This is a genomic window from Sphingomonas jinjuensis, assembly GCF_014197105.1.
GTDB lineage: Bacteria > Pseudomonadota > Alphaproteobacteria > Sphingomonadales > Sphingomonadaceae > Sphingomonas > Sphingomonas jinjuensis.
Map to the genome: position 1 here is coordinate 107,197 of NZ_JACIEV010000004.1, position 12,075 is coordinate 119,271.

Here is a 12,075-nt window from a genome sequence, read left to right on the forward strand (position 1 = left end):
TCGTCGACGAGCACGGTGGGATCGATGTTCTGGATGTCGTTAGGCTGCGGCGTCAGTTGCGAGACGATCGGCCCCGCGGGATGCGCATCGCGCCATGGCCCAGCGGCCAATCGGCGACGGCAACGCCGATCGCGAACCGATCCTTCGCCGTGCTGTCGCGCTGCATCACCGGCGCGTAGAGATAGAAGCGGCCGTCGGGGCCCTTGACGATCTGGCCGGCATAGGTCCGCCCCGGCTCCGCCCAGCGGAACAGCGTCTCGGCCTTGGCGATGGTGGGATAGTGCCGCCATCGGCCCGACGCCGGATCGCGGGTCGAGAAAAGCTGCCATTCCTTCATAACGAAGTCGTTAAGACGATTGGCCCCACCGCAGCACCATTCACGCATTATGGCGCATCGTCGCCGAACGCCCGGACGGCAGTACCGAGGTGTTCTGGGGTCACGCCACCACCGCCCGCGAAGCCGCCAGCAAGGAGGCACTGACCCGCCAGGCGGCGCAGCGACCCGGATGGACGCGCTTCGCCTTCGAGGTCGTCGAGCTTACCGGGCACTGATGCGGCAGGGCTCCGGGTCGCCAAGTCAGCCGAAGCGTTCGATCCGGAACGGCTCGATAGACACGGCGGGCGCCTCCTCCGCGACCAACGCTGCGATGATTTCCGCCGTTACCGCCGCCAGCGTCAAGCCGAGATGCTGATGGCCGAACGCATAAAAGAGGTTCCCGACCCGCGACGATCGCCCGATCGCCGGCAGATAATCGGGCAGTGTCGGCCGTGATCCCATCCAGCGGGTGAACGGCGGCGCCATCGCCAGGCCGAGCGCGGCGACGTGCGCCTCCAGCCGTTGCCATTTACGCGGATCTGGCGGTGCATCCGCGCTGCCCAGTTCGACGAAGCTCGCCGCCTGGACGCTGTCGGCATAGCGGGTGACGATCATCGAACGATCCTCGAACACCAGGGGCGGCACATCGTCCGGCCAGCAATCGGCTGCGGCGCGGATGTGATAGCCGCGTTCGGCGATCAGCGGCGCACGATGCCCCGCCACAGCCGCCAGCGGCGCACTGGCAATACCGGCGGCGATCAGGACTCGCCCCACGTCGTGCCCAGCAATCCGGGCCTGTCCTCCGACGACCGATAACCGCGCCTCCTGCCTGACGAGCCGTCCGCCGGCCTCCACCAGAGCCCGCTCGAGCGCCGCCGCCAGCGCCGTCAGATCGCTGATGTGTCCGCTCCCGTCGAACCGGATCGCGCTCGCGACGGGTGCCGCGCAAACCGCCGCTATCCGCTCGAGATCGCCTGCCGATGCCGGCTCGACGGTGGCATCGCCCGTTTCCGCCGCGCGCCACGCCGCCTCGCCGCGGGCCGCAGTCTCCGGGCTTTCCCAAGCGACGAGGTGGCCCTCCTCGCGCAGCAGTTCCGGCGCATCGATCGCGGTCGCCAAACGTCGCCAGGCCGGCATCGCCTCACTCAGCAACGCGCCCAGCGCGGCGCTCCCCCGCCTGAAGCTCGTCGGTCGGCTCGCGGCCAGGAAGCGCGGCGCGAACGGCAGCCAATGCCGCGCCATCGCCACCGGCATGTCGAGCGCGCCGCCCACGGAAAAGCGTCGCCCCCAGGCGCTGCGCACCGAGGCGGGCGAGGCCAAGGGCGCGACCTGCTCGACGGCGATGTGCCCGGCATTGTTCCACGATGCCGCGCGCCGGTCGGGATGCCGTTCGAACACCGTCACGGCATGCCCTGCCTGTGCCAGCGCCACCCCACTCGCCAGCCCGACGACGCCGCCGCCGATGATACCGATATCAGCCAACACAATTGCCCTTGTTCAACGCATCGCAGTTTCGTATACGATTTTCGATATTGCAATGGGGTTGAGAAAATGGCGGTCGATTGGAAGGGTGTTTTCCCGGCAGTGACGACGCAGCTCCGCGAGGATCTGTCGATCGATCTGGCCGACACCCAGCGGGTGGTGGACGATCTGATTCGCGACGGCGTGACCGGCGTAATCGCGCTGGGCACCGTAGGCGAGAATAACTCGCTCGAATTCGACGAGAAAGTGTCCGTTCTCTCGGCGATCGTCGAGGTGGTGGACGGTCGCGTCCCGGTCATCACCGGGGTGTCGGAATATGACACGCGCCGCGCCGCGCGCTACGCCCAGGCCGCCGAGAAGGCCGGCGCCGACGGCCTGATGCTGTTGCCGCCGATGGTCTACGTCCCGAAGGCGCACGAACTGGTCAACCATTTCAAGGGCGTCGCGAACCAGGTCGGGCTGCCGATCATGCTCTACAACAACCCGCCGGCGTATCGCACGGTCATCGACCAGGACGTGCTGGCGGGGCTGGTCGACGTGCCCAACATCGTCGCGGTCAAGGAAAGCGCGCCGGATACGCGCCGCTTCACCGACTTCCGCAACGCGTTCGGCGACCGCTTCGTGCTCTTTGCCGGCCTCGACGACGTCGCGCTCGAGGGGCTGTATCTCGGTGCGCAGGGTTGGGTGTCGGGCCTGACCAACGCCTTCCCGCGCGAATCGGTCGAGCTGGTCGCCGCGATCCAGCGCGGCGACCATGCGACGGCGCTCGCCATCTATCGCTGGTTCATGCCGCTGCTCCACCTCGATGCCGAGCATGACTTGGTCCAGTCGATCAAGCTCGCCGAGCAGGTGATGGGTCGCGGGTCGGAGCGCGTGCTGCCGCCGCGCTACGTGCTGGAGGGCGCACGCCGCGCCGAGGTGATCGCGATGGTCGAGAAGGCCGCGGCGACCCGCCCGACGCTCGACCTCGCTCGCGCCGCGTAAGGCGTCATGCGGCACACCTTCTTCTGCATCGACGGCCACACCGCGGGCAACCCGGTGCGGCTGGTGGCAGGCGGTGCGCCGCTGCTGAAGGGTGGATCGATGTCGGAGCGGCGCCAGGATTTCCTGGCCCGCTTCGACTGGATCCGCACCGGCCTCTGCTTCGAGCCGCGCGGCCACGACATGATGTCGGGCGGCTTCCTCTACCCGCCTACGACGCCCGAGGCGGACGTCGGCATCCTTTTCATCGAGACATCGGGATGCCTGCCGATGTGCGGGCACGGCACGATCGGCATGGTCACCTTCGGGTTGGAGCATGGCCTGATCCAGCCGGCCACGCCGGGCGAGCTGGTGGTCGAGGTGCCGGCGGGCACGATCCGCATCGCCTATGAGGCCGAGGGCGACAAGGTGACCGCGGTACGGATCACCAATGTCCCATCCTATGTCGCCGCGACCGGCGTCGCGATCGACGTGCCGGGGATCGGCCCGCTCAGCGTCGATGTCGCCTATGGCGGCAACTATTATGCGATCGTCGAACCGCAGGGCGGCTACACCGGCCTCGACGATCTCGGCGCCGACCGGCTGATCGCGCTCAGCCGCACCGTCCGCGAGCAGATGCGCGCCGCGATCGAGCCGGTCCACCCGCTCGATCCGACGATCCGCGGGGTCAGCCACGTCCTGTGGGCCGATCGCCCGCGCGCCAACGACACCGATGGCCGCAACGCGGTCTTCTACGGCGACAAGGCGATCGACCGCTCACCCTGCGGCACCGGCACCTCGGCGCGGCTGGCGCATCTCGCCGCCAAGGGCGTGTTGAAGGCGGGCGATCGCTTCGTCCACGAAAGCTATATCGGCAGCCGCTTCATTGGCCGGGTCGAGGCCGCGACCATGCTGGGCGACGTGCCGGCGATCATTCCCTCGGTCGAAGGATCGGCGATTTCCACTGGTTTCAATACCATCTGGATTGATCGCGCCGATCGCTTCTGGGAAGGGTTTCAGGTTACGTGACGCCACCGCGTCCGTCGTTGGTTGGAGACCGTTCATGAGCATCGTCGTCCGCACGCTGTCGGAACGGGTGTTCGAGATCGTTCGCGAGCGCATCGTCGCCGGACGACTCCCGGTGTCGACCGCGATCCGCCAGGACGCGCTGGCCGCCGAGCTGGGGATCAGCAAGATTCCGCTGCGCGAGGCGCTGGCCCGGCTGGAACAGGAAGGCCTGCTGACCAGCCACGCCAACCGCGGCTATTTCGTCCGGCCGATGTCGACCGACCAGGCCGAGGAAATCTACGCGCTCCGCCTCGCCATCGAGCCCGCTGCGGCCGCCTATGCCGCCACGGTGGCGCAGGACGCGGATCGTGCGGCGGTAACCGACGCCTTCGTCCGGCTCGACAGTGCGGCGCATGAAAACCTGCTCGAAGTCGCCATTCGCAATCGCGATTTCCACGTCGCCCTGGTGAGGCCCGGGCAACGGCTGCTGACCACCCAGCTGGTCGAGCGGCTTGCGGTGCTCTCCGAGCGCTACGTCATCGCCCATCTGGAGCCGGCCGAGCGCGAATCACGCGCGCACCGCGAGCACAGCGAGTTACTCAACGCCTTCCTCGCCCGCGATGGCGCCAGGCTGGAGACGATGCTCATCGGCCATATCGGCGCGACGCTGGACGATCTGCGCGACCAGTTCCAGGCGAACTGAACCGCCTCCGCGCAGCGACGCGCAGGCGGCTGGTCCGATCGGTCAGCGGCAGCGAACCTGGTTCTGGTCGACGGAGCGCCCGGCCAGGCCGCCCACTGCCGCGCCGAGCAGCGTGCCCACCGTTCGGCTGCGTCCACCGTCGATGACGTTACCCAGGATGCCGCCGCCGGCCGCGCCGACGATCAGGCCGGTCGTCCCGTCGCTGCGCCGGCAGTAATAACGGCCATCGGTGCCCGCATAGACGCGGTCGTTGGTCGACAACACGCGCTCCTGATAATTGCCCGCGCGATAGTCGCGCGACGGGTCGTAATAGCCGCTCTCGCGATCGTCGCCGTAGGGGTCGGGCGCCTGGCGATAGCGGCCGTTGTCGTACGCGGCGCCCCGCAGCGCGCGGTAGCGATCGGCCTCCTGCCGATAGAGCTGATATTCTCGATCGAATCGCGCCTGCGCCTGCTGGAAGCGCGCATCGTCGACGCTGCTCTGCGCCAACGTGGGGGTGGCAAGGGCCATGGACCCGATCATGGCGCCGGCGGCGACTAGGATGCAAAGCTTCATCGGACGATCCTCTTCGATCAAAGGCAAGTCTGCCCAACAATACGCAGCAACCTTGCCGACGTTCCTGACGCGCCGGCCGATCGGATACCGAAGCCCCTTCCAGACGTCGATCCCATCAGCCGAATCATCGCGGCGGGAGCGTTCCGAACGGGGCGATGAGTGCTGGCGGCAAGGCAACTTGATTCGCGGAAACGCCGCACCGCCCGCATCCTGAACGGCCGCCGCTGGGATGATGTCGTTACCCTATCACATGGCGGATGCCGATCAGATCGCCATGTTTTGCGGTAATGCATTGATTTCAAAGACTAAATTCTATCCCAAGTGCAGTTAACCATTTTGTGTAAGGTTTTGAAACAGACTATCAAAGAGATGGTTCCATACGACATCCTCGTCAAATTATCATTTGATCCTGATGTGTTACCAGGAGATCAAAGGAATAGTCCCAAAACGGGATAATGTTTAATCTAGGATGAACGGAAGTGCTCGGTTAGTCGGTTCCTCGTCAGCTCCAAACGGCTGTCGCAACATCATCTGCTTGGACACAGGAACCTCATCATGCGCACTTTCGCCGCAGCTATCGCGCTCAGCGCCGCTGTCATTGCCTCGCCGGCGATGGCCGCCGTTCAGGGCACCACCACCGCGACCTTCTCCGATGCGAAGCCGACCACGGCCGTCTACACCGGCATGGGCACCAACGCGATCACCTGGGGCACCGCCACTTCGGGTTCGCAGGTCAACCGCCTGACCTTCGGCGCCAACACGCCCTTCTCGGCGACGCTCGGCCAGCAGTTCAAGATCGGTTCGATCTCGTACTACAACGGCACGATTGAAAACGGCACCGAGCTGACCAGCGTCGGGCTGAACCTCGCGTTCAACTTCGCCGATCCCGCCATCGGCGCGTTCACCAAGAGCTTCACGCTCGGCCTGACCAGCACGCCGAACACCGGCACGGCCGACCAGAACGCCGACTTCGTGACTTTCCCGTCGTTCAACACGACCGACACCTTCACCGTCAACGGCCAGGCATATCAGTTCAAGCTGCTCGGCCTGACCAACGTGGTCGGCGACGGCTTCCTGTCGTCGAACGCCAGCCAGTTCAACGTCCGCGAGGGTGGCAACGCTTCGGCCGACGTGTTCGGTATTCTGAGCGCGGTGCCCGAGCCCACCACCTGGGCGATGATGCTCGTGGGTTTCGGCATGGTCGGCGCCTCGGCCCGCTATCGCCGCCGCAGCGTCAAGGCCGCGATCACCGCGTAATCCGCATATCGCCACAACGCTTGGGGGGCTGCCGACGGTGTCGGCAGCCCCTTTTATTTGTACTGCGGCGCGGTTGACCTGCGCCGAGAACCGCGCGTCGATGTGCCAATTCAACCGACTTATTGGTTATTTTCCAAATAAAAGTGATAATTATCTGTATAAAATGCGTTCTTGTCCAGTTTTTTTTGTTGCAACATATTTTACCAACAACGCATCAATATTGACCACATCACTATCTGTCTGATTTTCTGTTGAAGCTTTTTAGAGGTCTTCATCATGCTTGATGAAGTCTAAATCCTACGGAACAGCATTAACCAGTCACCAACAAGCCTAACCTATGTTTCGAAAGATAAGTTTCGAGAAGGTTTAGATCAATACAGCACTTGCAAAGCGTTCATCCATGAATTCGGCGGCCAGGAACGGGGTTCTGGAGCTGGAGACGGCGACGCGCGCTGTTCGCGTGACGGCCGAAGCAGAAAAGCGCAAGGCGCGCACCTTCGCACGCCAGCAGAAAGCTGCGGAGCGCATCGCGTCGGTGACGTCACAACTGTCGGGTGGGATCGTCGAGGCGACATCTGCTACGAAAAAATCGCGAAAGTATTCGAAGTAGATCAGCGTCGGCGCCGAGGAAGCGTCAAGCGCCGCCCAGCAAACGATGAAGTCGATCGGCCAGGCCGACGGGTTGCTGCGCGTGCGATGAAGACCGTCCTTCTCGAACGGTTCGTGCAGGAGGCGCGCGAGCTGTTGCAGACCTCCGCCTCGGGGCTGTTGACCCTCGAACGCGATCCCTCGGACGCGACCGCGATCCACGAGGTGTTCCGCGCCGTCCACACGCTGAGGGGCTCGTCGGGCTCTTCGAAACGCCGCCTTTGACCCGGCTGGTCTATCCCGGCGAGGACGTGCTGTCGCAGGTGCGCACCGGTGCGATGGCGCTCGATTCGAACCTCGTCGACCTGCTGCTCGACAGCCTCGACCATGTCGGCGGCTTCATCAACCAGCTCGACCGCGACGGCACCCTGTCGGGCGATGCCGACCGGATCGCGACCGGCCAGGCGGGCGCGCTGAGGGCGCGGCTCGGCGGCGCGCAAACCGCGACCGCGGCGGTGATGGAGGCGACGCTTGCCCCCGCGCCGGCGGCCTGGCTCGACGGCTTCACGACCGAGGAACTGGCCACGGCCCGCGCGCAGCCCGCGGCGATCGTCGTCCGCTACACGCCCGAGGACGGCTGTTTCTACGCCGGCACCGATCCGCTCGCCGCGATCCGCGACATGCCCGAGCTGCTCGCGGTGGCCGTGGCGCCTCGCGACGCCTGGGCGGCAGCGGCCGACTTCGACCCCTATCACTGCAACATGGTCTTCACCGCGATCACCGGCGCGTCGCGCGACGCGATCGAGCAGGCGATGACCTATGAAATCGATTCGGTCGAGCTGCGGGCGCTGGCCGATGCCGCGCCGACCGTGGCCGCGCCCGTCGGCGATCCCGCCGATGCTGCTGAGCGAGGCGGGGCGGCATATCGTCCGCACGCAGCTGCGCGTCATCGCCAGCGGCTATGACCCCGTCCGGCTGCGCTCGACCGGCGCGCTGGTCGGCAACCTGCTGCGCAGCCTCGGCGAACACGACATGCGGACGCGCTGGGAAGCGACACTCGCCGACGCGATCGCCGCGCAGGACGTCGCGCCCGTCGCTGCCTTCCTCGCCGGGCTGGAGCAGGCCGCCCCGTCCGAACCATCGGCGCCGGTGGCCGACGTCGTTGCGCTGTCCGCCGCCGATGCTGTCGCCCTCCCCACAGCCTCGACCGCCGGCCGAGCGGTGACGGGCGACCCGCCGCAAGATGCTCAAGGTCGACCAGGCCAAGGTCGACCTGCTGATGAACCTGATCGGCGATCTGGTCGTCCAGAAGAACGCGATGCCCTTCCTCGCCCGCCGGGCCGAGGAGATCCACGGCTCGCGCGAGATGGGCCGCGAGATCAAGGAGCAGTTCGCGACGCTCGCCCGCTTGGTGGGCATCGCCCCGGCACCCGCCGCCACCCAAACTGCCTAAGCTCGAGAGACCTACGCCATGACCGACTGCCTCCTGATCGTTGACGATTCCCCCTCCATGCTGATGGGCGTGTCGATCGCGCTCCACCCCACCGGGCTCGACATTGAGGAAGCCGACAGCGCCGAAAAGGCGTTGCAAGTGATCGACGCCGGGCTGAAGCCGCGGATGATCCTGACCGACCTCAACATGGGCGGGATGAGCGGGATCGACCTGGTCAAGGCGGTCCGCAAGCTGCCCGGCATGGGCTTCACCCCGGTCGTGCTGCTGACCACCGAATCCCAGGACGACATGCGCCAGATGGCGAATGCGGCAGGCGCCACCGGCTGGCTGGTCAAACCGTTCGACCCCGACAAGCTGGTCGCGCTAGTCAAGAAGCTGGTGCCCTGAACGGCGTTGGTGTGGGAATGGCGCACCCGACAGGATTCGAACCTGTGGCCTCTGCCTTCGGAGGGCAGCGCTCTATCCAGCTGAGCTACGGGTGCGTGCTGGCCGTCGCCTAGCAAAGCCGCAGGCTCGGCGCCAGCCCCTCGTCATCGCGTGTCGAGCGTCATCGGCTGGAAGGGGGCGAGGCCGCAGCTGGCGCCCTGGAGCGGGCCGCCGCCGGTCGTCAGGACGGTAATGATATCGTTGGCGCACAGCTGGCTGAGCGAGGTTGCATAGCCGAAGCGCCGCTCGAAGCCGAGGCCGGGGCAGCGGGCCGGCAAGGTCACGCGCCAGCCGCGACGACGATCGCGCATAAAGTCGATCACCAAATCGCTGCGCACCCGGCTTTCGCGGATCGCCTGGAGCGGGATGCAGGTCTGAGGGCTGGCCGTCGGCGTCGCGTCGGGGATGCGATCGCCGGCGACGGCGGCGCCGGCCGCGAAGGAGAGCAGCAACGTGGCCAGGCGCATCATTCGGCCTCCGGGATCGCGGCGCCCTTGGGCGGCGGGGTCTTCAGCTTGAACGCGCAGAGATCGGCGACGATGCATCGCCAGCATTCGGGCTTGCGCGCCTTGCAGACATAGCGGCCGTGCAGGATCAGCCAGTGGTGCGCGTGGAGCCGGAACGGCTGGGGCACCGTCTTCTCCAGCTTCAGTTCCACCGCGAGCGGCGTCTTGCCCGGCGCCAGCCCGGTGCGGTTGCACACGCGGAACAGGTGCGTATCGACGGCGAAGGTTTCCGCACCGAAGGCGACGTTCATGACGACGTTGGCGGTCTTGCGACCGACGCCGGGCAGCCGCTCGAGCGCGTCGCGATCCGCCGGCACCTCGCCGCCATGTTCGTCGACGAGCTGGCGCGACAGGGCGATGACGTTCTTGGCCTTGGTGTTGAACAGGCCGATGGTGCGAATGTGATGGCGCAGCGCATCTTCGCCAAGCTCCAGCATCTCGGCGGGGGTCTTCACCTCGGCGAACAGCGTGCGCGTCGCCTTGTTGACGCCCGCATCGGTCGCCTGCGCCGACAGCACGACCGCGACGAGCAACTGATAGACGTTGCCCGATTCCAGCTCGGTCAGCGGATGGGGATCGTTTTCCGCAAGCCGGCGGAAGAATTCGACGACGTCGGCCTTCTTCATAGCCCCAGCACGTCGCCCATCCGATAGCGGCCGGCGGGCTGGCCGGCGAGCCACAGCGCCGCCTTCACGGCGCCGCGCGCGAAGATGCCGCGATCCTGCGCGTCGTGGCTGAGCGTCAGCCGCTCGCCCTCGCTGGCGAAGACGACGCTGTGGTCGCCGACGATCGAGCCGCCGCGCAACGACGCCATGCCGATCGTCCCCTCGCACCGCGCGCCCGTCAGGCCGGCGCGGGCGTCGACGCGCAATTCGGCGAGGCTCGCTCCCCTGCCCTGCGCCGCCATCTCACCAAGCAGCAGCGCGGTGCCCGACGGCGCATCGACCTTGTGGCGGTGATGCATTTCGACGATCTCGATGTCCCAGTCGCTGCCGAGCCGCGCCGCCGCCTCGCGCACCAGCAACCCGAGCAGCGTCACGCCGAGCGAGGTATTGCCGGTCTGGAGCACCGCAATGTGCTGCGCGGCGGCATCGATCGCGGCGTGATGGGCGGGCGTGAGGCCGGTGGTGCCGATCACGATCGGCGTCCCCGCCGCTATCGCCGCGGCGAGATGCGCGTCGAGCGCCGAGGGCGCGGAGAAGTCGACGAGCACATCGGCGGCGTTGGCGATGGGCGCCGGATCGTCACCCGTGTCGGTGCCGCCGGCCAGGCTGGCGCCGAGATCGGCGAGCTGATCGGCGATCGCGCGTCCCATCCGCCCGGCGCTGCCGTAGATGCCGACCGCGGTCATGCGCGAGACACAAAGTCACAAAGTTCGCACCCTCTCGCGGGCGCGCGCGAGCGAGGGGGAAGGTTGAGCGGGGCCATTGGCTGCGCGATGCGGGATGGATCGGTCATTGCGGCTACCCTGCCACAAGCGGCGGGCTGTAGGACAGCGGGATGTGCAAGCGGTGTGCGACACGGCTGTCATCATCCGCGAATGTTAAGACTCTTCACGCTCGAGCGGTGTGGTCGCATCGCATGGTGAGGCCGCCGACAAAGCAACGAACCGTCGTAAAAGCGGGCTTACTGGGTGGATCGACACGTCAAGCCGTCACCCCTGAAACCGCTCAATAGGGCCATGCCATGAGCTCCCCGTGGAACCGGCATTCCGATACAAGGATTTGCAGTCATGCGCGGTCGTAGCGATAACCTTCGACGGTGCTATCCGCCCCACGTCTGTCATGATTTGAGCCGAACCGGTGGTCGGCTTTGATCGATGTCGCTGCTGACCGGTTCGTAAAGCCGCGCCCGACCACCTGTCCCACGGCGGGACTCAAAAAGACAAAGACTCTTCCTTAATCTTGCATTAATCACTTCTTATCAGCTGCTTGAGCTGGGGGAGAGAATGATGAAGGGCCTTGTTCTGGCGGCCGCTGCCGCTGGCGTACTCATGGCGTCTGCCGCTTCGGCGCAGACCACCACGGTCACGACCTTGGATGGTTCGCAGGGCATGGCCGCACCTGCCAGCGAGCAATATGCCAATTCGACGATTTCGATCACGTCCAGCACGGCGCTGAGCGCCGATGGCTCACTGGCCTTCACGGGTGGGCGCGGACGCGTTCTGAACGGCAACAATTACGTGCCGAACCAAAACTATGGCAGCGCGAACAGCATTGTCAGCCTGACGGGTGACTATCTCGTCAACAATGGCGGTATCGGCGGCATCCAGTCGCCTGCTTTCCGAATCTATGTGCAGGATGGCGCGCAGCGCTCGGAGTTGATCTGGGAAGCGGCAAACAACGGCGGTTACACGCTCGGCCAAGCCGGCAGCGTGACCGCCGCCAGCCTGTTCTGGCAATTCGTCGCGGGCCCCGGTGCGACGCTGAACGGCCAGGGCAAGTACGTGCTGCGCACCGCTGCGGCGTGGGGCGATCTGTACAGCGCCAATGCCATCGTCAGCGCGTTTGGCGTCGGCTTTGGCGGCGACGCCGGTGCCACGTTCAATGCGCTGGCCGACAATGTCGTGCTGACCACCGATAGCGGCTCGCGTGGCTACGCCTTCGCGGCGGCCATTCCTGAGCCCGCTACCTGGATGATGATGATCGCCGGCTTCGGTCTCGTCGGCGGTGCGATGCGCCGTCGTTCGGTGAAGGTCGCCATCGCCTGAAGCCTGCTTCAGGGTATGCTCGAAGAGCCGTCGATCGCGAGATCGGCGGCTTTTTTGCGTTTGGGCGATTAGCTTCCGCCGCCCGTCCTGGAGAAGGCACCCGCGTTCAGT

17 protein-coding genes and 1 tRNA gene are annotated in these 12,075 nt (G+C 66.2%); 11 read left to right on the forward strand and 7 right to left on the reverse strand.

The window, feature by feature from the left end:
* Window positions 1-52: 52 nt before the first annotated feature.
* Window positions 53-337 carry a glycoside hydrolase family protein gene (locus GGQ80_RS08080; protein WP_183983584.1) on the reverse strand — a complete coding sequence of 95 codons (285 nt, stop codon included), beginning with the start codon at window positions 335-337 and terminating at the stop codon, window positions 53-55.
* A gap of 89 nt (window positions 338-426) precedes the next feature.
* Between GGQ80_RS08080 and GGQ80_RS18735 the strand changes: the two genes are divergently transcribed.
* Window positions 427-552 carry a hypothetical protein gene (locus GGQ80_RS18735; RefSeq protein ID WP_343050949.1) on the forward strand — a complete coding sequence of 42 codons (126 nt, stop codon included), beginning with the start codon at window positions 427-429 and terminating at the stop codon, window positions 550-552.
* Window positions 553-577: 25 nt separating this feature from the next.
* On the opposite strand, the gene GGQ80_RS08090 is transcribed toward GGQ80_RS18735, so the two are convergent.
* The gene (locus GGQ80_RS08090) at window positions 578-1,801 is read right to left on the reverse strand and encodes an NAD(P)/FAD-dependent oxidoreductase (RefSeq protein ID WP_183983586.1); all 1,224 of its coding nucleotides are present in this window, start codon (window positions 1,799-1,801) and stop codon (window positions 578-580) included.
* A 66-nt stretch (window positions 1,802-1,867) separates the two neighbouring features.
* Here GGQ80_RS08090 and GGQ80_RS08095 point away from each other — a divergent pair, with 66 nt between their 5' ends.
* From GGQ80_RS08095 to GGQ80_RS08105, 3 genes are read left to right on the forward strand one after another with little or no spacing between them, the layout of a single operon-like run.
* Window positions 1,868-2,782 (forward strand): dihydrodipicolinate synthase family protein, encoded by a 915-nt coding sequence (locus tag GGQ80_RS08095; protein ID WP_183983588.1) that lies wholly within the window; start codon window positions 1,868-1,870, stop codon window positions 2,780-2,782.
* Window positions 2,783-2,788: 6 nt separating this feature from the next.
* Window positions 2,789-3,787: a 4-hydroxyproline epimerase gene (locus GGQ80_RS08100; protein ID WP_183983590.1), complete on the forward strand. Its 999-nt coding sequence runs from the start codon at window positions 2,789-2,791 to the stop codon at window positions 3,785-3,787.
* 34 nt (window positions 3,788-3,821) lie between these two features.
* A complete protein-coding gene (locus GGQ80_RS08105) occupies window positions 3,822-4,469 on the forward strand; it encodes a GntR family transcriptional regulator (protein WP_183983592.1) in 648 nt (215 codons plus the stop codon).
* A gap of 42 nt (window positions 4,470-4,511) precedes the next feature.
* Here the strand turns inward: GGQ80_RS08105 and GGQ80_RS08110 are convergent, their stop codons facing one another.
* Window positions 4,512-5,024: a glycine zipper 2TM domain-containing protein gene (locus GGQ80_RS08110; protein ID WP_183983594.1), complete on the reverse strand. Its 513-nt coding sequence runs from the start codon at window positions 5,022-5,024 to the stop codon at window positions 4,512-4,514.
* Between the two features lie 555 nt (window positions 5,025-5,579).
* On the opposite strand from GGQ80_RS08110, the gene GGQ80_RS08115 reads away from it, so the two are divergent.
* The 6 genes from GGQ80_RS08115 to GGQ80_RS08140 all read left to right on the forward strand — a co-directional run bounded on the left by GGQ80_RS08115 (window position 5,580) and on the right by GGQ80_RS08140 (window position 8,709).
* Window positions 5,580-6,281, forward strand: coding sequence for a choice-of-anchor K domain-containing protein (locus GGQ80_RS08115; protein ID WP_246346953.1), 702 nt, complete (start codon window positions 5,580-5,582; stop codon window positions 6,279-6,281).
* A 400-nt stretch (window positions 6,282-6,681) separates the two neighbouring features.
* A complete protein-coding gene (locus GGQ80_RS08120; RefSeq protein ID WP_183983596.1) occupies window positions 6,682-6,891 on the forward strand; it encodes a hypothetical protein in 210 nt (69 codons plus the stop codon).
* An 86-nt stretch (window positions 6,892-6,977) separates the two neighbouring features.
* Entirely contained in the window at window positions 6,978-7,154 is a 177-nt protein-coding gene (locus GGQ80_RS08125; RefSeq protein ID WP_183983598.1) for an Hpt domain-containing protein, read from the forward strand.
* On the forward strand, window positions 7,151-7,834 hold the full coding sequence (locus GGQ80_RS08130; RefSeq protein WP_183983600.1) for a hypothetical protein: 684 nt from the start codon (window positions 7,151-7,153) through the stop codon (window positions 7,832-7,834). Before GGQ80_RS08125 ends, GGQ80_RS08130 begins: the two co-directional genes overlap by 4 nt.
* A gap of 278 nt (window positions 7,835-8,112) precedes the next feature.
* On the forward strand, window positions 8,113-8,322 hold the full coding sequence (locus GGQ80_RS08135; protein ID WP_183983602.1) for a hypothetical protein: 210 nt from the start codon (window positions 8,113-8,115) through the stop codon (window positions 8,320-8,322).
* A gap of 18 nt (window positions 8,323-8,340) precedes the next feature.
* The gene (locus GGQ80_RS08140; RefSeq protein WP_183983604.1) at window positions 8,341-8,709 is read left to right on the forward strand and encodes a response regulator; all 369 of its coding nucleotides are present in this window, start codon (window positions 8,341-8,343) and stop codon (window positions 8,707-8,709) included.
* 18 nt (window positions 8,710-8,727) lie between these two features.
* On the opposite strand, the gene GGQ80_RS08145 is transcribed toward GGQ80_RS08140, so the two are convergent.
* The 4 genes from GGQ80_RS08145 to dapB all read right to left on the reverse strand — a co-directional run bounded on the left by GGQ80_RS08145 (window position 8,728) and on the right by dapB (window position 10,605).
* Window positions 8,728-8,804 (reverse strand) — tRNA-Arg (locus GGQ80_RS08145).
* Between the two features lie 48 nt (window positions 8,805-8,852).
* The gene (locus GGQ80_RS08150) at window positions 8,853-9,218 is read right to left on the reverse strand and encodes a hypothetical protein (protein WP_246346954.1); all 366 of its coding nucleotides are present in this window, start codon (window positions 9,216-9,218) and stop codon (window positions 8,853-8,855) included.
* On the reverse strand, window positions 9,215-9,880 hold the full coding sequence (gene nth / locus GGQ80_RS08155; RefSeq protein WP_183983606.1) for an endonuclease III: 666 nt from the start codon (window positions 9,878-9,880) through the stop codon (window positions 9,215-9,217). Before nth ends, GGQ80_RS08150 begins: the two co-directional genes overlap by 4 nt.
* Window positions 9,877-10,605, reverse strand: a complete 729-nt coding sequence (gene dapB, locus GGQ80_RS08160; protein WP_183983608.1) for a 4-hydroxy-tetrahydrodipicolinate reductase — start codon at window positions 10,603-10,605, stop codon at window positions 9,877-9,879. Before dapB ends, nth begins: the two co-directional genes overlap by 4 nt.
* A gap of 600 nt (window positions 10,606-11,205) precedes the next feature.
* Between dapB and GGQ80_RS08165 the strand changes: the two genes are divergently transcribed.
* Window positions 11,206-11,964, forward strand: a complete 759-nt coding sequence (locus GGQ80_RS08165; RefSeq protein WP_246346955.1) for a PEPxxWA-CTERM sorting domain-containing protein — start codon at window positions 11,206-11,208, stop codon at window positions 11,962-11,964.
* Window positions 11,965-12,075 lie beyond the last annotated feature (111 nt).